The sequence below is a fragment of the Streptomyces toxytricini genome (assembly GCF_014649915.1).
GTDB lineage: Bacteria > Actinomycetota > Actinomycetes > Streptomycetales > Streptomycetaceae > Streptomyces > Streptomyces toxytricini.
In genome coordinates this window covers 139,637-159,892 of record NZ_BMTY01000019.1, presented here as the reverse complement: position 1 = coordinate 159,892, position 20,256 = coordinate 139,637, and the positions used below count along the sequence as shown (strand labels likewise).

Genomic DNA, 20,256 nt, shown 5'->3' with positions numbered 1-20,256 from the left:
ACGCCGTCCGCATGGCCCGCCTGCACACCGGGCGGCCGAAGGTGCTGTCCGCCTACCGCTCCTACCACGGCGCCACCGCCGCCGCGATCAACCTGACCGGCGACCCGCGCCGCTGGCCCTCCGACACCGGCTCCGCCGGGGTGGTCCACTTCTGGGGGCCCTTCCTGTACCGCTCGCCCTTCCACGCGGCAACGGAGGCCGAGGAGTGCGAGCGGGCCCTGGCCCACCTCGCCGACACCATCGCCTTCGAGGGCCCGGCGTCCATCGCCGCGATCATCCTGGAGACCGTCCCCGGCACCGCCGGGATCATGGTGCCGCCCGCCGGCTACCTGGCCGGCGTGCGCGAGCTCTGCGACCGGTACGGCATCGTCTTCATCCTCGACGAGGTCATGGCGGGCTTCGGCCGCACCGGCCGGTGGTTCGCCGCCGAGCACTGGGGCGTCACCCCCGACCTGATCACCTTCGCCAAGGGCGTCAACAGCGGGTACGTCCCCCTCGGCGGCGTCGCCATCTCCGCGGCCATCGCCGAGACCTTCGCCACACGCCCCTACCCGGGCGGGCTGACCTACTCCGGACACCCGCTGGCCTGCGCCGCCGCGGTCGCGACCATCCGCACGATGGAGGAGGAGGACGTCGTCGGGCACGCCGCCCACCTCGGCCGCCACGTGATCGGCCCCGCCCTCGCCGAGATCGCCGAGCGCCACCCGTCCGTCGGCGACGTCCGCGGCCTCGGCGCCTTCTGGGCCGTCGAGCTCGTCCGCGACCGGGAGACCCGCGAGCCGCTCGTCCCGTACAACGCCTCCGGCGCCGACAACGCGCCGATGGCCGAGTTCGCGGCCGCATGCACGGCCTCCGGCCTGTGGCCGTTCGTGAACATGAACCGCGTGCACGTCGTCCCGCCCTGCACCGTCACCGAGGCGGAGGCGAAGGAGGGCCTGGCCCTCCTGGACGAGGCGCTGACCGTCGCCGACCGGCACACGGCCTCCGCCTGACCGGAGGCAACTCGATAACAGCACCGAATCGATCGGTTTCGGCCGCGCTGCCTGCCCTAAGGTGTCCGAAGTTCACCCCAAGGAGTAAGGACCCCCATGGCAGGCAGCGCCGCCGTCACCCGCAACACACTCCGCCGGCAGATCGCGGACGCGCTGCGCGACGAGGTGCTGGCGGGACGCCTGCCACCCGGCACCGAGTTCACCGTCAAGCAGATCGCCGAGCAGTACGGCGTCTCCGCGACGCCCGTGCGCGAGGCGCTCGTCGACCTCGCCGCGCAGGGGCTGCTGGAATCCGACCAGCACCGCGGCTTCCGCGTGCGCGTCTTCACCCTGGACGACTTCCGGGGGATGATCGAGGCCCGTACGCTCATAGTCGACGGGATCTTCCGGCGGCTCGTGGAGCGCGGCACCGCGCCCGGCTGCGGCGAGAGGCTGGTGTCGGTGCGCCGTCGGGCCGAAGAGGCGTGCCGGGCCGTGCAGAGCGGCTCGCTCGAAGTGCTGATCGGCTACGACCTGCGCTTCTGGAGGGAGCTGAGCGGGCTGGTCGGCAACACGTACATCTCGGATTTCCTGCACCGCATCCGCGTGCAGTGCTGGGTCTTCGCCGTGCCGCACCTGAAGGCGGCACCGGACCTGAACGCCGGGCTGTGGTCCGGCCACAACGAGCTGATCGACGCGGTGACCCGCGGCGACGCCGACGAGGTGCGCCGCCTCGTGTACGCGTACAACCAACACGGCCTGGACTGGGCCGCCACCCTGAAGACGGCCGACGCATGAGCGCCGCGAACGCGGACTCCGCCGCCACCCCGCACGCCGCGGCCCCGCCCGACCCGGGCCCCGCCCCGGGGAGCCCCGCCGCGCCCGCCGGCCTGTCCGTCGTCGTCCCCGCGTACCGCGACGGGCACCGGATCCGCGCCACGGCCGCCGCCCTCCGCGAGCACCTCGACTCCCGCCCCGGGACGGGGCCCGCCGCCTGGGAGGTCGTCGTCGCCGACGACGGCTCCGACGACGACACTGCCGCCGCCGTCGCGGCCGAGGCGGCCGCCGACCCGCGGATCCGGCTCGTCCGCCTCGACGCCCCCCGCGGCAAGGGCGCCGCCCTGCGCGCCGGAGTCGCCGCCTCCACGGGCCGCCGCATCCTGCTCGCCGACGCCGGGCTCGGCGTACCGCCGGAGGAACTGGACCGCCTCGAACCGGTCCTCGCCCCGCCCGCGGGCACTACCGCCGACCGGGATCCGGACGCCCCGGCCCCCGAAGCCCCCGAACCCCCCGTCGCCGTCCTCGGCCGGACCGGCAGCCGCCTCGTCCGCGCCCTCGGCATCCCCGGCGTGCCCGGCTTCCGGGCCGACACCTGCGGCTTCGCCCTCCTCGACGGCGACCGGGCGCGCGCCGCGTTCGCCGCCTCCACCCTCGACGGACCCGCCGTCGACGCCGAGGTGACCCGCCTGCTGCGCCGCGAGGCCGGCCCCGGCGCCGTCGCCGAAGTGCCCGTACGCCGCTCCGCCGCGCCGACCGGCCCGCCCGGCCGCCGCCCCGCGGGCGGCCGCCGCCGCGCGCTCGCCGACCTGTGGCGCCTGAACGCCGGCGGCCTCGCCGTCGCCGGGGTGTTCCTCGCCCTGTCCTTCTACCTCTTCCACGGCCTGTGGGCCGACCTCGACGGCCGCTACCTGCGCGACGCCCTCCAGGACCAGAACCAGTGGGAGTGGTTCACCGGCGTCGTCACCGACAACATCACCCACCTGCGGAACCCCCTCTTCACCACCGCCCAGGGCATGCCCGACGGCGTGAACCTGATGGCGAACGCCACGATGCTCGGCCTGAACGTCCCGTTCATCCCGATCACGCTGCTGTTCGGGGAGACGGTCACCTTCGCCCTCGTCCTCACGCTCGGCATGGCCGCCAGCGCCTGGACCTGGTACTGGCTGATCCGCCGCCGCTTCGTCCGCAGCCGGTGGGCCGCCGCCGCGGGCGGGGCGCTCGCCGCGTTCGCGCCGCCGATGGTCTCGCACGCCAACGGCCACCCGAACTTCACCGTCCTCTTCATGCTGCCGCTGATCGTCGACCGCGCCCTGCGCCTGTGCGAGGGCCGCCGCGTCGTCCGCGACGGGGTGCTGCTCGGCCTGTTCGCGGCGTACCAGGTCTTCATCGGCGAGGAGCCGCTGCTCATCGCCGCGCTCGGCATGCTGCTGTTCTGCCTCGCCTGCCTGCTGGTCGACCGGCGGCGCGCCCTGGCCGCCGCGCGCCCCCTCGCGCGCGGCCTCGCCATCGCGCTGGCCGTGTGCCTGCCGCTGGTGGCGGTCCCGCTGTACTGGCAGTTCCTCGGCCCGCAGAGCTACCACTCGGTCCTCCACGGCGACAACGCCGGCAACAGCCCGCGCGCCCTGATCGAGTACGCCGCCCGGTCCCTCTTCGGCGACGCCGAGACCGCCGCCCGGCTCTCCATGAACACCACCGAGCAGAACGCCTTCTACGGGTGGCCGCTGCTCGCCTTCGGCGCCGCCGTGTGCGTCTGGCTGTGGCGCCGGCCCGGCATCCGCGCGCTGGCCCTCACCGGAGTCGCCGCGCTGCTGCTCTCGCTGGGGCCCCGGGTGAGGGTGCCGCTCACCGACATCGTGCTGCCCGGCCCCTGGGCGCCGCTCGCCCACGCGCCGCTGTTCGAGTCCGTGATCGAGGGGCGCGTCGCCATGGTGTGCGCTCCCGTCCTCGGCATCCTGCTGGCCCTCGCCCTCGACGGCGCCGCCCGCGCCCGGTCGCGCGACATGCGGAGGCTCGGCCTGTTTGCGGCCGCGGCCGCGGTGATCCCGGTGCTGCCGCTTCCGCTGGCCGTACGGGACCGGGCGCCGGTGCCCGCGTTCATCACCTCGGGCGCCTGGAAGGACTACGTCCGCGAGGGCGAGGCCCTCGTCCCGGTGCCGCTCCCGGACCCCGCCCAGGCCGACGCGCTGCACTGGCAGGTCGAGGCGGACTTCGGCTTCCGGCTCGCCGGAGGCTACTTCAACGGCCCGTGGGGCGAGGAGCGCATCGGCATCTACGGGGCCCCGCCGCGCCACCTGTCGAACCTGCTGCGGGACGTCCGCTACGGCGCCCCGGCCCCGGAGGCCACCCCGGAGTGGCGGGAGCAGGCCCGCCGGGACCTGGCCCACTGGAAGGCGGGCGCCGTGGTGCTGCCGTCCCAGGACCGGGCCGACGAGCTGCGCGGCCTCCTGACGGGGCTGCTCGGCGCGGAGCCGGAGCGGGTCCGGGACGTCTGGGTCTGGCGGGTGGGCCCCCGGTAGCCGCGGAGGCGGCGGGCCGCCGGGCTCCGGCCGCGGGGTGGCCGGAGCCCGCCCCCTGCGGCCCCCGGGTTCTGCGCAGCCCTTCGCTCGGGGTGTCCGGAGCACTACGCTGGCGGCATCGGCGCGACAACGACTGATCGGAGCCCGAGTGGCCTGTGACCTGTGGCTGGTTCCCCTTGTCGACGTGCTGTGCCACAGCGCCGACAACCCCTTCGCGGAAGAGATCGCCTCGTACGACAAGGCGCTGGGCGAGGCCGGGCTGCCGTCCGTGCCGGTCTTCGCGTACATGCCGGGGCTGAGCGGGGACGTCGCCCCGGTCGCCGGGTTCGACTACGACGCCCTGCACTTCCTGCGCCGGGCCTACCTGCTGCGGGTCTGCGGACTGCCGGTGACGCCCGTCGACGAGCTGGGCGGGGACTACGAGCAGCTGCTGGAGATGTTCGAGGCGGCGGCCCAGCAGTCGCACCTGGTCTGGCACTACGACCACGCGGGCGCGTACGTGCCGGTGGACTTCGCGGCGCCGCTGGCGAACGAGGAGCTGCTGGCCGGGGGCGGCCCGCTGGGCTCGGCGCAGGGCTTGCTGCGGGAGCTCGCGGTGGTGGCCCCGGCGATCGGGATCGACCCGGCGAACCCGCCGGTGGCGCCGGCTCCGCCCGGCCGGCCGACGTCGCTGGAGGAGCCGGCGGGGCCGATCCCGTACGACGACAGCCCCTTCGCGCGGGAGCGGCACGTGTGGCTGGGCCTGCACGCCGCGGCGACGCGGAGCCTCGGCCAGGGCTCGATGATCATCTTCAGCTGAAGCCTCGCCGGTTCCCTCTGGCCGCGCTCGCCTGCCCGGCCCCCGCCGCAGGTCAGCGGGGCTGCTCGGGCGGCCGCTGCCGCGGCATGTTCGGGCGCGTCCCCGGCGGGAGCGGGAAGCGGGCCGGCGGGGTGCCCGCCTCCGACGCACGGCCTGCGGACCCGCCGAGGGACTGCATCACCAGCGGCGCCGGGCCGACGCTGAACTCGACCATCCACTCGGCCGTCTCCGAGCGCACCAGCTCCGTGATGTCCTCCGAGAAGCGGCGCAGGACCGTCAGGCAGCGCTCGGCGGCCTCGCTGGCGGTGCCTTCGGTGGGCCCCAGCACCTCGCGCACGTTCTCCGACGCCCAGTCGAACTGGAGGGTCTGCAACCGCCGCTGCACCGCCTGCGCCGTCGCGACGTCGCGCATCCAGCCGGAGGTGAGGCCGAAGAACCGGTCGCAGGCCAGGCAGGCGGCGCTCAGCAGCAGCGCGAGCCAGCCGTACTGCGACGCGCCGTGCCCGGCCCCGGCCAGCTCCACCAGCGGCATCGCGGCGCCGACGACCGCGCCCGCCGCGGTCCCCGCCCGCAGGATCCGCGCGCCCCGCCGCTTGAACGCCCGGTCGGAGAGGTACCACTCGGCGGTGCGCAGCGCGTCGGCCTCGACCCGCCGGTACAGCTCGTCCAGCCGCTCGGCCGGCTCGCCCCAGTCCCCCAGGGGGAACGGCCCCCCGGTCAGGTCGCCCGCCGCCATCGGTCCGCCGCCCTCCTCCCGGGGGTCCCGGGGCTCCCGGGGATCCCGGGCCGGCCCCTCGGGCTGCATGTCCGGCTGGCTCACCCGGCGCTCCCTCTGCTGCGCTGACGTGTGGTGGTGCGCGTGTGCTAAATGGTGCGCATGCCCTTTCCTACCTTCGAATGGCGGCCGGTGGGCGGGGAATCCCCGGTTTTCCGCCCGCAGGAAGGTCCCCATCAGCGATGCGCACGCCGCGCCCCTCACTCGAAAGAGTTGGTCCTCTCGGCGTAGGGCGCCGCGCGCGGTGAGCACGTAGGCTCGGATTGACCAAGCGTCCCGACGTACGGAGTGAATCACCTGATGTTTCCCGGTGGCGGTCAGCCCAACATGCAGCAGCTGCTCCAGCAGGCCCAGAAGATGCAGCAGGATCTCGCGGCGGCCCAGGAGGAGCTGGCGCGCACGGAGGTCGACGGCCAGTCCGGCGGCGGCCTGGTCAAGGCGACCGTGACGGGCTCCGGCGAGCTGCGCGCGCTGGTGATCGACCCGAAGGCGGTGGACCCGGAGGACACCGAGACCCTCGCCGACCTGGTCGTCGCCGCCGTGCAGGCGGCGAACGAGAACGCCCAGGCGCTCCAGCAGCAGAAGCTGGGCCCGCTGGCCCAGGGCCTGGGCGGCGGCAGCGGCATCCCCGGCCTGCCGTTCTAGCCCCCTCCCCCGCACCCCCCACCCCATAGCGAAAGAAGGCGTTCCGTTGTACGAAGGCGTGGTCCAGGACCTGATCGACGAGCTGGGCAGGCTGCCCGGCGTCGGGCCCAAGAGCGCGCAGCGGATCGCCTTCCACATCCTGCAGGCGGAGCCGGCTGACGTCCGGCGCCTCGCGCACGCCCTGCTGGAGGTCAAGGACAAGGTCCGGTTCTGCGCGGTGTGCGGCAACGTGGCGCAGGAGGAGCAGTGCGGCATCTGCCGCGACCCGCGCCGCGACACCTCCGTGATCTGTGTGGTGGAGGAGCCGAAGGACGTCGTCGCGATCGAGCGGACCCGCGAGTTCCGCGGCCGCTACCACGTGCTGGGCGGGGCGATCAGCCCCATCGAGGGCGTCGGCCCGGACGACCTGCGCATCCGCGAGCTGCTCGCGCGGCTCGCGGACGGCGCGGTGAACGAGCTGATCCTGGCCACGGATCCGAACCTGGAGGGCGAGGCGACGGCCACGTACCTCGCGCGCATGATCAAGCCCATGGGCCTGAAGGTCACCCGCCTGGCCAGCGGGCTCCCCGTCGGGGGAGACCTGGAGTACGCGGACGAGGTCACGCTCGGGCGTGCCTTTGAAGGAAGGCGGCTACTCGATGTCTGACGCAACGCTGCACGCCCTGGGACAGGACCCGGACGACTTCGCCGTCCAGATCGCGGACCAGATCGAGTCGTTCATCGTCGCGGTCACCGAGGTGGCCAAGGGCGAGGACCCCGACAGCGCCGTGCCCTTCCTCCTGCTGGAGTTCTCGCAGCTGCTCCTGGCGGGCGGCCGGCTCGGCGCCTACCAGGACGTCCTGCCCGACGAGCGCTACGAGCCCGACCTGGGCCCGGAGCCGGACGTGGACGAGCTCCGCGAGCGCTTCGCGTACCTGCTGGAGCCGGTCGACGTCTACTCGGAGGTCTTCGACCCGTACGAGCCGCGGAAGGCGCCGGTGGCGCACCGGATCTCCGACGACGTGGCCGACGTGGTGGCCGACCTGCGGCACGGGCTGGCGCACTACCGGGCGGGCCGGACGGCCGAGGCGCTGTGGTGGTGGCAGTTCTCGTACTTCTCCAACTGGGGCCAGACGGCCTCGGCGACGCTGCGCGCCCTGCAGTCCCTCGTCGCGCACGTGCGGCTGGACCAGCCGCTGGCCGCGCTGGACGGGCTCGACACGGACGAGGACCTCACCGAGGACGACCTCGCCGAGCAGGCCGGACTGGTGATGGCCGAGGAGCTCGGGAACGTCGGCCGCCGGCCCGTCCGCAACCCGGTCGGCGAGCGGTAGCGGAAGGCGGCCGGCCCCGGGGGCGGCGTGGCGCGGCGTGGTCATGGGCTGAACGGAAGGTCTCATGATGTGGTACACGTCGGCCGCATTGCGGTCGCTCGTTACACTGGCCCGCGACCGCAGTACAGGAATGAGCGAGGAGCGCACGTGGGCCTTGTCGTGCAGAAGTACGGAGGCTCCTCCGTAGCCGATGCCGAGGGCATCAAGCGCGTCGCCAAGCGGATCGTGGATGCCAAGAAGAACGGCCACCAGGTGGTCGTCGTGGTTTCCGCGATGGGCGACACGACGGACGAGCTGATCGATCTCGCCGAGCAGGTATCCCCGATGCCTGCGGGGCGGGAATTCGACATGCTGCTGACCGCCGGAGAGCGGATCTCCATGGCGCTGCTGGCCATGGCGATCAAAAACCTGGGCCACGAGGCCCAGTCGTTCACGGGCAGCCAGGCGGGCGTGATCACCGACTCGGTCCACAACAAGGCGCGCATCATCGATGTCACGCCGGGCCGTATCCGCACCGCGCTCGACGAGGGCAACATCGCCATCGTCGCCGGCTTCCAGGGCGTGTCCGCGGACAGCAAGGACATCACCACCCTGGGCCGCGGCGGCTCGGACACGACCGCCGTCGCGCTCGCCGCGGCGCTCGACGCCGAGGTCTGCGAGATCTACACCGACGTCGACGGCGTCTTCACCGCCGACCCGCGCGTCGTCAAGAAGGCGCGGAAGATCGACTGGATCTCCTCCGAGGACATGCTGGAGCTCGCCGCCTCCGGCTCCAAGGTGCTGCTGCACCGCTGCGTCGAGTACGCGCGCCGTTACAACATCCCGATCCACGTCCGCTCGTCCTTCTCCGGACTGCCGGGTACCTGGGTCAGCAACGAGAAGCCCGAGTCGCAAGGGGACGAGCAGGTGGAGCACGCCATCATCTCCGGAGTCGCCCACGACGTCTCCGAAGCCAAGATCACTGTCGTCGGCGTACCGGACAAGCCGGGCGAGGCCGCGGCGATCTTCCGGGCCATCGCGGACGCCGAGATCAACATCGACATGATCGTCCAGAACGTGTCCGCCGCGGCGACCGGTCTGACGGACATCTCCTTCACCCTCCCCAAGACCGAGGGCCACAAGGCCATCGACGCCCTGGAGAAGGCGAAGGCCGCGATCGGCTTCGACTCGCTGCGCTACGACGACCAGATCGGCAAGATCTCCCTGGTCGGCGCGGGCATGAAGACCAACCCGGGCGTCACCGCCTCCTTCTTCCAGGCGCTGTCCGACGCGGGAGTCAACATCGAGCTGATCTCCACCTCGGAGATCCGCATCTCGGTCGTGACCCGCCAGGACGACGTCAACGCCGCCGTCGTCGCCGTGCACACGGCCTTCGGCCTGGACTCCGACAGCGACGAGGCCGTCGTCTACGGAGGCACCGGACGATGAACCCCGCACGGTCCTCCGGCCCGGTGCTCGCCGTGGTCGGGGCGACCGGCGCGGTCGGTTCCGTCCTGCTCCAGCTCCTGTCCGTACGGGCGGACGTCTGGGGCGCGATACGCCTGATCGCCTCCCCGCGCTCGGCCGGCCGCCTGCTGGCCGTCCGCGGGGAGGAGGCCGAGGTGCTGGCCCTCACCGAGGACGCCTTCGACGGCATGGGCCGCGGCGACGTCGTCGTCTTCCTGACCCCGGCCGACGTCTCGGCCCGCTGGGCGCCCGCCGCCACCGCGCGCGGCGCCGCCGTCGTCGACCAGTCCGCCGCCTTCCGGGAGGACCCCCGGGTTCCGCTCGTGGTGCCCGAGGTCAACGCCGAGGAGGTGCGGGATCGCCCGCGCGGCATCGTCGCCGGCCCCGACTGCGTCACCGCCGCCATGGCCGCGGCCCTCGGCGCCCTCCACGCCGAGTACGGGCTGCGCGACCTCACCGTCTCCTCGTACCAGGCCGCCAGCGCGGCCGGCCGGGCCGGCTCCGAGACGCTGCGCCGTCAGATGTCCCTGGTGGCCGGCACCTCGCTCGGCGGGATGACCGGCGACGTCCGGCGTGCCGTGGGCGAGGACACCGGGCCCTTCGCGGGCCCCCTCGCCCTGAACGTCGTCCCCTGGTGCGGTGATCTCGCCGCCGGCGGCTGGTCCACGCACGAGCTGGCCATACGGGCGCAGACCCGCCGGATCCTGCGGCTCCCGGCGCTGCCGGTGGCCGTGACCTGCGTCCAGGTACCGGTGATGACCGGCCACTCGCTGAGCCTGCGGGCCCGCTTCGACGGTGCCGTGGACGCCGGCCGGGCCCGCGAGGTGCTCCAGGCGGCGCCCGGCGTCGTAGTGGTCGACGACCCGGCGGCCGGCGAGTTCCCCACCCCCGTCGACGCGGCGGGCACGGACCCCGCCTGGGCGGGCCGGCTCCGCGCCTCCCTCGACGACCCGTGCTCGCTGGAGTTCTTCGTCTGCGCGGACAATCTGCTGCACGGATCCGCGCTCAACGCCGTCCAGACCGCGGAACTGATCGCTGCTGAATTCGCGTAATGCACTTTGTAGGATCAGGTGCTGATCCCTAGATCAAGGTGATGGCCTGACTGCCGCCTGGACGGACTGGGGCAATCAGGAAGAGCGAGTACGCATGAGGCCACAATGAACATGTTGCTGGTGAAGCAGCCTCGCGCGTACAACCCTGGCGGGGGGACGCGTGTCCAACGGGCGTGGCAGAGGCACTTCTCGACTTCGCCGGCATCCCGGTGCGCAGCACGATCGCCGCGCCCCGGCGACGGCCCGGCCCGTCCGGCGGGTTCCCGGTGACCGTCCCGGTGCCGCCCGCCGTGCCGCCGGGCGCGCTGTCCGCGGCGCCGACCCGGGGCGGCCTCGTGCCCGCGCCGCGCGGTAGCGCGGGCGCCTCCGGCGAGGAAGGAGCACCCGAGGACGCCGCGGCCCGCGAGGCCGCCGGGGTGCGGGGCGCCGTCGACGGAGACGCCGCCGAGCAGCGGGAGGTCGTCGCCGGAACCACCGTCGACCACCTCACCGAGACCTACCGGGCCCACTACCGCTCCCTCCTCGGCCTGGCCGCCCTGCTCCTCGACGACACCGCCTCCTGCGAGGACGTCGTCCAGGAGGCGTTCATCCGCGTCCACTCGGCCCGCAACCGGGTCCGCGACCGGGACAAGACCCTGGCGTACCTGCGCCAGACCGTCGTCAACCTCTCCCGCTCCGCACTGCGCCGCCGCATCCTCGGCCTGAAGCTGCTGTCCAAGCCGATGCCGGACATGGCCAGCGCCGAAGAAGGCGCGTACGACCAGCTGGAACGGGACGACCTCATCAAGGCAATGCGGGGGCTCCAGCGGCGGCAGCGCGAGGTGCTGGTGCTGCGGTACTTCGCGGACATGACCGAGGCCCAGGTCGCCGAGACCCTCGGCGTCTCCCTCGGATCGGTGAAGGCGTACGGATCGCGGGGAATTGCCGCGCTGCGTGTGGCGATGGAGGCTGCGCAGTCATGATGGACGACCACACCGGGCCGCGCGGCGGCGAGGAGCAGGAGCTCCGGACCCTGCTGCACGCAGCCGTCGCCGGACTCGAACCCTCCGACGGCGCCCTGGAGCGGCTGCGCCACGCCGTCCCCGCCCGCCGGACCCGGCGGCGCAGGGCCCTCGTCGGCGCGGCGGCGGCCGTGCTGCTGGCCGGAGCCGGCGTCCCGACGGCCGTCCACCTGAGCACCACGGCCGGCAGCGGAGCCGCCGGCCACTCCGCCATGGCGGGCCACGGGCACGACCACACGGTCGCCGGCGCCGGCGGCACCGGGACCCGCCACGACGGCGGCCACGAGTCGAACACCGCCCCCGACGGCGGCAGCACCACCGGCCACGGCACCGCCGACCCCGACCCCTCGGGCGCCGGATCGCCGGACGGCGGCAGCACCACCGGACCCGAGGCCTCGGGCGGCCCCGCCGTCCCCGGATCCGGACCCATGCCGCCGGTGACGGCCCAGGGCGCGCCGCCCGGGTGCAGCGCCGACCAGCTCGGCGTCCGCGGCAGCGCCCAGGCACCCGAGCCGGACGGCAAGGTCTACGGCAGCTTCAAGGTCACCAACGTCTCCGCCCGCGGCTGTACCGTCACCGGCCCGGACACCGTCACGGCGGCCTCCGTGAGCGCGTCCGCGGCCGGCAAGGGCGTCGCCGTCGTCGGCCACAAGGCCGGGGACCCGGCCGCCAAACTGCCCGACCCGGCGGCGGAAGCCCCGCAGCTGGTGCTCCAGCCGAACACCGCCTACGAGGTCCGCTTCGCCTGGGTGCCCTCCGGCGAGTCCTGCGCGGCCGCCCCCTCCGGCGCCGGCAGCGCCCCGCCGGCCGGCGGCACCCCGCAGGACGAGCAGCGCACGGACGCCGGCGGCGGCACGACCGGGAGCGCCGACCAGGGCACCACGCCGGCCCCGGAGACGGCCGCCGTGGAGGTGACGCACACCCCGGCCGCCGCGGGGGCGGCCGCCCCGACCACGCAGACGACGATCCCCGCCGCCTGCGGGGGCACCGTCTACCGGACGGGCGTCATTCCGCTGGACGAGCCGAAGCAGTGACCTGCGGGCCGCCGCCCGCACCCGCGGGGGCGGCGGCAGGGGCGTCGGGGGCGGCATCGGCGGTCAGCAGGCCCGCCTCGGCGTCGCGCAGCGCCTCCACCTCGCGGCGGTACAGCCGGAACCACATGAACAGCACGAACGCGACGAAGACGAACCACTCGCCGGTGTAGCCGAGGTTCTGGAACGCCTTCAGGTCCAGTCCCGTGTTGGTCGGCGCCTGCGCCGGCACCGGAGTCAGCCCGTCCGCCGGCGTCTGCACCGTCAGCCACGCGTCGTACAGCTCGTACGGCACCATGTTGACCAGCGAGGCCGCACTGATGACGCCGAGTTGCCCGGCGGGCAGCCCGCCGCGGGAGTACACGCCCTTGCTGGTGGACGTCTCCGAAGCCTGCAGGGCCCCCGTGACCTCGACCCGCCCGGTCGGCGCAGCCGGCGCCCGGCCCGCGTCCGCCGCCCCCGGCAGCCAGCCCCGGACCACCGGAACCGCCTTGCCGGAGTCGGTCCTCAGCAGCGTCAGGACGTAGAAGCCGGCCTTGCCGTCGAGCCGCCGCTCCGGCACCAGCAGCTGGTCGGCGTACTCCCCGGAGACCGAGGCGAGCCGGCCGGAGGTCATCTTGTCCACCGGCAGCAGCGAGGCGAGCGGGGCCGCGGCCTCGCCGGCGGGCCGCTCGACGGAGGCCTCGCGGTGCGTGGCGACGCGGTCCTCGAAACGGCCGAGCTGCCACGAGCCCATGAACAGGCAGAACGGGACGGCGAGCGCGACGAAGACGTTGATCCCCCACCACCGCGGGGTCAGGAGAAACCGGTGCACCCCACCACGGTACGGGGGGTGCACCGCGGCCGCGGTGGCGGGGTTCAGCGGGGGAGGTGCTTCAGCGCGAAGTCGATCTCCATGCCGACCTGCTTGATCCGCTCCTCGACGACGAGCGAGCCGTGCCCGGCGTCGTAGCGGTACACCTCGTGCACCGCCCCGCGCGCCGCCAGCCGGTCGACGTAGTTCTCGATCTGCCGGATCGGGCAGCGCGGGTCGTTCACGCCCGCCGCGATGTGCACGGGCGCCCGCACCGCGTCCACGTACGTCAGCGGGGAGGACGCCGCGAAGCGCTCCGGTACCTCCTCCGGCGTGCCGCCGAAGAGCGTGCGGTCCAGGGACTTCAGCGCCTCCATCTCGTCGTGGTACGCGGTCACGTAGTCCGCGACCGGCACGGCGGCCAGGCCCACCGCCCACGCCTCCGGCTGCGTGCCCAGCCCCAGCAGCGCCAGGTAGCCGCCCCACGAGCCGCCCGACAGCACCAGCCGCGCCGGGTCGGCGAGCCCGCTGTCCACCGCCCAGGCGCGGACCGCGGCGACGTCCTCCAGCTCGATCAGGCCGACCCGGTGCTTGAGCGCGTCCGTCCACGCCCGCCCGTACCCGGTCGAGCCGCGGTAGTTCACGCGGACCACCGCGAAGCCGTGGTCCAGCCAGGCCGCCGGGCCCGCCGCGAAGGCGTCCATGTCGTGCCAGGTCGGGCCGCCGTGCAGCTCGAACACCGTCGGGAACGGGCCGTCGCCGCGGCCGGCGGGCCGCTGCACCAACGCGTGGATCCGGCCGCCCGGCCCGTCCACCCACGCGTCCTCCACCGGGACCGAGCCCGGCGGCCGGAAGCCCGGCGGCTCCAGCACGACCCCGCCCGCCGTCGACCGCACCGCCGGGGGCTCGGCCGCCGACGACCACTGGTACTCGACCGTGCCGTCCGGCCGGGCCGTCGCCCCCGAGACCGTCCCCGGCGGGGTGGCCACCCGGGTCAGCTCCCGCGCCGCCAGGTCGTAGCGCCACAGCTCGCTGCGGGCCTCGAAGCCGTGCTCGACGAGCAGCGCCGAGCCGTCCGGGTACCACTCGGCGGCCACGTCGCCCGGCAGGTCGAGCGCCAGGTCCGTCTCGGAGCCCGTCGCCACGTCCCACACCATCGGCTCCCAGCGTCCGCGCCGCTGGTGCCCCACCAGCAGCCGGGTGTCGCCCGGGACCGGTGCGAAGCCGAGGACCTCCAGGCCCAGCTCCTCCGTGCCGCCGCGGGAGTCGTCGAGCTCGGCGACGGTCTCGCCGTCGAGGGTGACCACGCGCAGGGAGGAGTGCATGGCGTCGCCGTGCTCGGTGTGCTCGATCGCGATGAGCGTCCCGTCCCACGACAGGTCGCCCACCCCTGCCGACTCGCGGTGCCGGTAGACCTCCACCGGCTCGCCGCCCGGCCGCACCACGTGGATCGTCGAGCCGTCCTCGTCGGTGGACCGGCCGACGACCGCCGTGCCGTCCCGGCCGAGCGCCAGGCCGGCCGGGTACGCCGGGTCAAGGCCCGGGACGGCCGGCTCGTCCGGGCCGCCCGCGAACGGCTGTCGCACCCAGACGCCGAACTCGTCGCCGTCGGTGTCGCGGAACCACCAGATCCACTCCCCGTCGGGGGAGAGCGTGCCGTCGGTGGTGCCGTGCGGGCGGTCCGTCGCCTGCCGCTGCGCGCCGGTGGCCCGGTCCCACGCGTACAGCTCGTAGGTGCCCGTCGCGTTCGACACGAACAGCGAGCGGTCGGGGGCGTCCTGCGCCCACTCGGGCAGTCCGACGCGCGGCGCCCGGAAGCGCTTCTCCCAGTCGGGCATGGACGGGGCCGGCGGGGCCGTGTTGTCAGTCATGCCTCTATGTAAGCCGATCGGCCTCGCGAACCGATCGGCCGAGGCCCGCGGTCGCCCCCGGCCGCGGGGATGCCGGGGGCCGCGGACCGGAGGACAGTGGAGGGCGTACGCACACTTCCGGCGAGACCCCGGCGACCCGAGGAGGACGGCCATGGCCAAGAAGGAGCGGGCCGGCACGGCGCAGGCCGCGGAGCGCCAGCGCGAGAGGGCGAAGAACACCGCGGCGGAAGCCCGCGCGAAGTCCGCCGCCCGCGAGGCCCGGTACACGTCGGCGAAGACGCGCGGCATGCAGCAGAAGGCCCAGGCCAAACGCGGCTGAACCGCCCCCTCGGAGGCCGGGCGCGGGCCTAGGGTGTGCCCATGCGGATGACCGTGCGCGGCGCCCGGCTGCCGGAGGCCGGCGGAACCGGTGTGCGCCCCGGGCTGTACGACGTCCACGTCGGGGAAGACGGGCGCATCGCCCGCATCAGGCCCCACGGGTCCCGCGGTGCCGACGACCACCCGCCGCCGCGCGCCGCGGTGGACGTCGACGCGGACGGCGGGCTGCTCAGCGCCCCCTTCGTCGAGCCGCACATCCACCTCGACACCGCCCTGACCGCCGGCGACCCGCGGCCCAACGCCTCCGGCACCCTCTGGGAGGGCATCGCCTGCTGGAGCGCCCGCAAACCCGCCCTGACCAGGGAGGACGTCCTGGCCCGCGCCACCGAGGTGCTGCGCTGGCAGGCGGCGCAGGGCGTCCTGCACGTACGGACCCACTGCGACACCACCGACCCGGCGCTGACCGCGCTGGACGCGCTGCTGGAGCTCCGCGACCGCGTCCGCGACTTCATGACCCTCCAGGTCACGGCCTTCCCGCAGGAGGGCATCGTCTCCTTCCCCGGCGGGGAGGCCCTGCTCCGCGAGGCCGTCGCCCGCGGCGCGGACGTCGTCGGAGCCATCCCGCACTACGAGGACACCCGCGAGGACGGCGTCGCCTCCCTCGGCATCGCCTTCGCCCTCGCCGAGGAGCACGGCCTGCGCGTCGACGCGCACTGCGACGAGATCGACGACGAGCACTCGCGGTTCGTGGAGGTGCTCGCCGCTCACGCCCTGCGCACCGGGCTCCGCGACCGGGCGACCGCCTCGCACACGACTGCCATGGGCTCGTACGGCGGCGCGTACAGCCTCAAACTCCAGCGGCTCCTGGTCCGATCCGGCATCAACCTGGTCGCCAACCCCTTCGCCAACCTCAACCTCCAGGGCCGCTTCGACGCCTATCCCAAGCGGCGCGGCCTCACCCAGGTCAAGGAGATGCTGGCCGCCGGGGTGAACGTCGCGTTCGGCCACGACGACGTGATGGACCCGTGGAACGCCCTCGGCACCGGCAACCCCCTCCAGACGGCCCTCGTGGGCCTCTACGCCGCCCAGCTGACCGGCGCCGCCGAGATCCCGGAGGCGTTCGCGATGGTCACCACCCGGGCCGCCCGCGTCCTCGGCCTGACGGACGCCGAGTACGGCATCGCGGAGGGAGGGCCCGGCTCCTTCGTCCTGCTGCCCGCGCCGACCCCGCAGGAGGCGCTCCGCCGCCAGGTCCGCCCCCGCCTCGTCGCCGCGCACGGCAGGGTCGTCGCCGAGACCCCGCCGGCGCCGGCGCTGCTGTCCTGGCCGCCCGGCGCCCCTCCGGAGGAGGTGGATTTCGGCCGCGGCTAGGGTGAACCGCCATGAGGACATGGACACGTGACACCGCATCGGCCCGGGCAGCCCTGGAGACCGCGGCCGAGTACGCCGGCGCCACGCTGCTGAACCACTCCGTCCGCTCGTACGCCTTCGGCGCCGAGTACGCGGCCGTCCACGGCCTCTCCTACGACGAGGACCTCTTCTACGTCAGCGCCCTCCTCCACGACCTGGGCCTGACCGCCCCGTTCGACAGCCACACCCTGCCCTTCGAGGAGGCCGGCGGGCACGTCGCCCGCGTCCTGACGGCCGGGCTCGGCTGGCCCGCCGAGCGGCGCGCCCGCGCCGAGGAGGTCATCGTCCGGCACATGCGGGACGACGTCACCGCAGACGAGGACGTCGAGAGCCACCTCCTCCAGGTCGGGACCAGCGCCGACGTGTCAGGCCTGCGCGTCGCCGAGTTCGACCCGGCGTTCACCGCCGCCCTGCTCGCGGCCCACCCGCGGCTCGGCTTCGGCGGGGCCTTCACCGCCCTCGTCCGCGACCAGGCCGCACGCAAGCCCGACTGCGCGGCCGCCGCCTGGATCGCCTCGGGCGGCGCCGGACGCGCCGCCTCCAACCCCTTGGACGTGCCGCAAGGGCGGGGCTGACGGCTGCGGCGGGGCTGACCCGTGCCGGCCCGCCGCGCCGGTAGCCTCTCGCGCATGTCGTGGGACGAGGACGGAACACCGCACCCGCTCGCACAGCGCCGCTCCGGCCGCAGCGAACAGGAACCCGACCGGCTGCCGGAGGTCCGCGAACTGGAGGCGCTCGGCTGGGAGCCCGCCCCCGAGGAGGCGGCCTGGGTGTTCCTCCCGTACGTGTGGCCGCCGGCCGACCGCACCTGGATCCCCGACCGGTCCACCCACTGGGCCGTCGACACCCTCCTCGACGGGCACGGCCACATCACCGACGTCCGCGCCGAACCGCTGGCCGGCCCGGACCTGCGAGGCCTCGACCGCGAGACCGACGAAGCCGTCGCCGCGCTCGGCCTGCCGCCCCGGCCCCCCGGCCGGCTGTGGCTGCTGCGGCCGGTGGGGCGCTTCCCCAGCGTCGCGGCCGTCCTGGACCACCTGCGCGGGCTGGCCGCCGGGCGCGGGGTCGACCCCGCGGCGACGGTCGCGTTCATGGAACTGGTCCGCACCGAACTGGCGGAGCTGGCAGCGGGGGACTAATCCTCCCGATCACGTGCACAGCACCGGCACGTACTGGACGAGGTTGTTCCCGAAGCCGCCGCGGTTCCACGGCTGCTCCAGCGGTTGGATGCGCCCGGCGGCGTCCGCGGCCCGCGCCGTGAGCACGTACCGCCCGGGAGCCGCGTCCCACTCGGCCTGCCAGGCCTGCCAGGCGCAGCGCTCACCGCCCGGCGCTGCCAGGTCCGCATCCGCCCAGGTCAGCCCGGCATCGGTGCTCACCTCGACCCGGGTGACCGGCCCGAAGCCCGACCAGGCGCGGCCCTCCAGGCGCACCGGTCCCGGCCGCACGATGCGGGTGCGCGACATGAAGTCGGGGAAGCCGGGCGGTACGAGCAGGGCGCGCGGGGCGATCCGCGTGACGGGATCGCCCGGCTCGTCCGGCGCCTGCCGGTACCGGTAGGCGACCGCCTGCTGGAAGCCGGTGAACGGCTGAGCGACCAGGGTGACCGCCCTCAGCCACTTCACGTGCGCCATCCCGTACCAGCCGGGGACGACCAGCCGCAGCGGGTGCCCGTGCTGCGGCGGCAGGGGCCCGCCGTTCATGGCGTACGCGAGCAGCACGCCCGGGTCGCCGCCGGTCGCGGCGCCGACCGGCAGGCTGCGCTGGTAGTCCTGCTCGACACCGCGCTCGATGCCGTGGTCGGCGCCCGTGAAGACGGCCTCGACGGCGCCCGGGCGGATGCCGGCCGCGTCGAGCACGGTGCGCAGCGGGACGCCCGTCCAGTCGGCGGTGCCGACCGCCTCGACGAGCCACGGCTGGCTGACCGGACGCGGCTCCAGCCGGGCGCGACCGTTGCCCGCGCACTCCATGGTGACGCGGCGGGTGACGGACGGCAGCGCGCGCAGCTCCGCCAGGTCCAGCTCCAGGGGCGTGCGGACCAGGCCGTCCACGGTGAGCCGCCAGGCACCGGCGTCAGCGGCGGGGATGTCGTAGTGGACGAGGACGTAGTGCAGGCCGGGCGGGGTGACCTCGTAGCGCAGCGCCTCCAGCGGCATCCCGTGGTTGCGGGCGGCGAGGGCCAGTTCGTCCGCTCCGATCCCCTCGCCCGGCCCGGCGATCCGGGGCGGCCCGCTCACGTCGGCGGGCGACGGCGTGTCCATGCCCCCATCGTCTCCCCGGCCCCGGCCGGACGCCCGCGGGGGCCGGGGCCGTACGCTGCCGGCATGCGCGTACGCCTGCACCAGATCGTCGTGGACTGCCGGGAGCCGGGGGAGCTCGTGCGCTTCTGGGCGGAGCTCTTCGGAGTGGAGCCCGTGGAGCGGGCCCGCGGATGGTTTCACGTGAAACTGCCCGGGGTCGCGCGGCTCGCCTTCCAACCGGTCCCGGAGGGCAAGTCGGCGAAGAACCGGCTGCACCTGGACCTGGCGGTCGACGACCTCCCGGCGGCGGTCGCCCGCGCCGTCGCCCTGGGGGCCGCCCCGGCCGGCGGGACGATCACCGACGACCAGGGCTCCTTCCAGACGATGCGCGACCCGGAGGGCAATGAGTTCTGCTTCGTGACGGGCTGACGCCCGAGCCCTACAGCTCGTCCCCCGGAATGTCCTCATAGGCGCGGCGCAGCTCACCCACGACGGGATGGGAGGGGTCCAACCCGACCCCGTCGACGAGGCTTACGGCCCGGACCCCCACGGCCGCGTTCGTGGCGAACGCGGCCTCCATCCCCGCGACGTCGCCGAGCCGCACGGTCGCCGAACCGTACGGGTGGGCCTGCTTCAGCAGCCGCATCGTCACGCCGTCGAGGCACTCGCCGTCCGGCCACACGACCCGGCTGCCGTCGAAGAAGCCGATGTTCCATGTGGCTCCCTCGGTGACGGCCTGCCCCCGGTCCGTGAACAGTGCGTCGTCGAAGCCGGCCGCCTGCGCCTGCCGCCGCTGGTACAGCCCGCCGAACAGGCCGACGCCCTTCACGCGGGGCAGGTCCCGCACGTACGCCACCGACCGCACCCGCAGCGGGGGCGGCACGGCCCCGCCGGCGGGCCGGGAGGTCACGAGGACGTGCGGATCACGGGCAGCCGAGGGCCGGCCGAGGTCGAGCCCCGGATCGAAAAGGGTGACCCGCACCGTGACGGCACCGGAGCCCGGCACGACCCGCCGCGCCAACTCCCTTACCCGCCCGGTGTCGAGCGCCACCCCGAACAGCACCCGGCAGTCCTCCCGAAGCCGCTCCAGATGCAGGTGGAGCCCCCGTACCCGCCCGTCCTGGACCCGCATGGTGGTGAAATGCCCGTAGTTGACGAGCGCGAGCGCCTGCAACTCCCCGACCCGGACGGGCTCCCCATTCAGCTCAGCCATGGGACCACCCTGCCAGGAGCTCCGCTCCCTTTCCCACCGGCTGTCGCACCCGATCCCGTCCCGTCCCGATCAAGCCGGTGGG

General features: G+C 74.6%; 21 protein-coding genes. 16 read left to right on the top strand and 5 right to left on the bottom strand.

The annotated features are described in order from the left end of the window. The 4 genes from IE170_RS23700 to IE170_RS23685 form a co-directional block, all read left to right on the top strand. On the top strand, positions 1-992 hold a 992-nt coding region (locus IE170_RS23700), incomplete at its 5' end, for an aminotransferase class III-fold pyridoxal phosphate-dependent enzyme (protein ID WP_189811465.1). A 96-nt stretch (positions 993-1,088) separates the two neighbouring features. Then, entirely contained in the window at positions 1,089-1,769 is a 681-nt protein-coding gene (locus IE170_RS23695; protein WP_125544942.1) for a GntR family transcriptional regulator, read from the top strand. Next, positions 1,766-4,267: a glycosyltransferase gene (locus tag IE170_RS23690; protein ID WP_189811464.1), complete on the top strand. Its 2,502-nt coding sequence runs from the start codon at positions 1,766-1,768 to the stop codon at positions 4,265-4,267. The genes IE170_RS23695 and IE170_RS23690 overlap by 4 nt, the downstream gene beginning before the upstream one ends. Positions 4,268-4,415: 148 nt before the next feature. Further along, positions 4,416-5,066 (top strand): putative DNA-mimic protein, encoded by a 651-nt coding sequence (locus IE170_RS23685; protein ID WP_189811463.1) that lies wholly within the window; start codon positions 4,416-4,418, stop codon positions 5,064-5,066. Between the two features lie 52 nt (positions 5,067-5,118). Here IE170_RS23685 and IE170_RS23680 read toward each other — a convergent pair whose 3' ends face one another. Then, positions 5,119-5,886, bottom strand: a complete 768-nt coding sequence (locus IE170_RS23680; RefSeq protein WP_229885110.1) for an SLATT domain-containing protein — start codon at positions 5,884-5,886, stop codon at positions 5,119-5,121. Between the two features lie 255 nt (positions 5,887-6,141). On the opposite strand from IE170_RS23680, the gene IE170_RS23675 reads away from it, so the two are divergent. The 7 genes from IE170_RS23675 (at position 6,142) to IE170_RS23645 (ending at position 12,332) form a co-directional block, all read left to right on the top strand. After that, entirely contained in the window at positions 6,142-6,486 is a 345-nt protein-coding gene (locus tag IE170_RS23675) for a YbaB/EbfC family nucleoid-associated protein (RefSeq protein WP_189811462.1), read from the top strand. Positions 6,487-6,532: 46 nt separating this feature from the next. Beyond that, complete coding sequence (gene recR, locus IE170_RS23670; RefSeq protein ID WP_189811461.1) at positions 6,533-7,132, top strand: recombination mediator RecR; 600 nt, start codon at positions 6,533-6,535, stop codon at positions 7,130-7,132. Beyond that, positions 7,125-7,799 carry a DUF5063 domain-containing protein gene (locus tag IE170_RS23665; RefSeq protein WP_189811460.1) on the top strand — a complete coding sequence of 225 codons (675 nt, stop codon included), beginning with the start codon at positions 7,125-7,127 and terminating at the stop codon, positions 7,797-7,799. Before recR ends, IE170_RS23665 begins: the two co-directional genes overlap by 8 nt. A gap of 147 nt (positions 7,800-7,946) precedes the next feature. Next, positions 7,947-9,227 (top strand): aspartate kinase, encoded by a 1,281-nt coding sequence (locus tag IE170_RS23660; protein WP_189811459.1) that lies wholly within the window; start codon positions 7,947-7,949, stop codon positions 9,225-9,227. Next, a complete protein-coding gene (locus IE170_RS23655; RefSeq protein WP_189811458.1) occupies positions 9,224-10,297 on the top strand; it encodes an aspartate-semialdehyde dehydrogenase in 1,074 nt (357 codons plus the stop codon). Before IE170_RS23660 ends, IE170_RS23655 begins: the two co-directional genes overlap by 4 nt. A 173-nt stretch (positions 10,298-10,470) precedes the next feature. After that, on the top strand, positions 10,471-11,259 hold the full coding sequence (locus tag IE170_RS23650; RefSeq protein ID WP_189811457.1) for a SigE family RNA polymerase sigma factor: 789 nt from the start codon (positions 10,471-10,473) through the stop codon (positions 11,257-11,259). After that, positions 11,256-12,332, top strand: a complete 1,077-nt coding sequence (locus IE170_RS23645; RefSeq protein WP_189811456.1) for a hypothetical protein — start codon at positions 11,256-11,258, stop codon at positions 12,330-12,332. Before IE170_RS23650 ends, IE170_RS23645 begins: the two co-directional genes overlap by 4 nt. Here IE170_RS23645 and IE170_RS23640 read toward each other — a convergent pair. Together IE170_RS23640 and IE170_RS23635 are read right to left on the bottom strand one after the other, a co-directional pair. Further along, positions 12,304-13,143 (bottom strand): SURF1 family protein, encoded by an 840-nt coding sequence (locus IE170_RS23640; protein WP_189811455.1) that lies wholly within the window; start codon positions 13,141-13,143, stop codon positions 12,304-12,306. The two genes, IE170_RS23645 and IE170_RS23640, sit on opposite strands and share 29 nt — an antisense overlap. Positions 13,144-13,187: 44 nt before the next feature. Further along, positions 13,188-14,993: a S9 family peptidase gene (locus IE170_RS23635; protein ID WP_189811454.1), complete on the bottom strand. Its 1,806-nt coding sequence runs from the start codon at positions 14,991-14,993 to the stop codon at positions 13,188-13,190. Between the two features lie 151 nt (positions 14,994-15,144). Here IE170_RS23635 and IE170_RS23630 point away from each other — a divergent pair, with 151 nt between their 5' ends. From IE170_RS23630 to IE170_RS23615, 4 genes are read left to right on the top strand one after another with little or no spacing between them, the layout of a single operon-like run. After that, positions 15,145-15,312 (top strand): hypothetical protein, encoded by a 168-nt coding sequence (locus IE170_RS23630; protein WP_189811453.1) that lies wholly within the window; start codon positions 15,145-15,147, stop codon positions 15,310-15,312. 41 nt (positions 15,313-15,353) lie between these two features. After that, a complete protein-coding gene (codA, locus tag IE170_RS23625; RefSeq protein WP_223855521.1) occupies positions 15,354-16,682 on the top strand; it encodes a cytosine deaminase in 1,329 nt (442 codons plus the stop codon). 11 nt (positions 16,683-16,693) lie between these two features. Further along, positions 16,694-17,296, top strand: coding sequence for an HD domain-containing protein (locus tag IE170_RS23620; RefSeq protein WP_189811452.1), 603 nt, complete (start codon positions 16,694-16,696; stop codon positions 17,294-17,296). A gap of 54 nt (positions 17,297-17,350) precedes the next feature. After that, on the top strand, positions 17,351-17,860 hold the full coding sequence (locus IE170_RS23615) for a DUF5956 family protein (RefSeq protein WP_189811451.1): 510 nt from the start codon (positions 17,351-17,353) through the stop codon (positions 17,858-17,860). A 9-nt stretch (positions 17,861-17,869) separates the two neighbouring features. On the opposite strand, the gene IE170_RS23610 is transcribed toward IE170_RS23615, so the two are convergent. Further along, complete coding sequence (locus IE170_RS23610) at positions 17,870-18,982, bottom strand: sulfite oxidase (protein WP_189811450.1); 1,113 nt, start codon at positions 18,980-18,982, stop codon at positions 17,870-17,872. A gap of 63 nt (positions 18,983-19,045) precedes the next feature. Between IE170_RS23610 and IE170_RS23605 the strand changes: the two genes are divergently transcribed. Beyond that, positions 19,046-19,390, top strand: coding sequence for a VOC family protein (locus tag IE170_RS23605; protein WP_189811449.1), 345 nt, complete (start codon positions 19,046-19,048; stop codon positions 19,388-19,390). A 10-nt stretch (positions 19,391-19,400) separates the two neighbouring features. On the opposite strand, the gene IE170_RS23600 is transcribed toward IE170_RS23605, so the two are convergent. Then, a complete protein-coding gene (locus tag IE170_RS23600; RefSeq protein WP_189811448.1) occupies positions 19,401-20,174 on the bottom strand; it encodes an aminotransferase class IV family protein in 774 nt (257 codons plus the stop codon). Between the last annotated feature and the right edge of the window lie 82 nt (positions 20,175-20,256).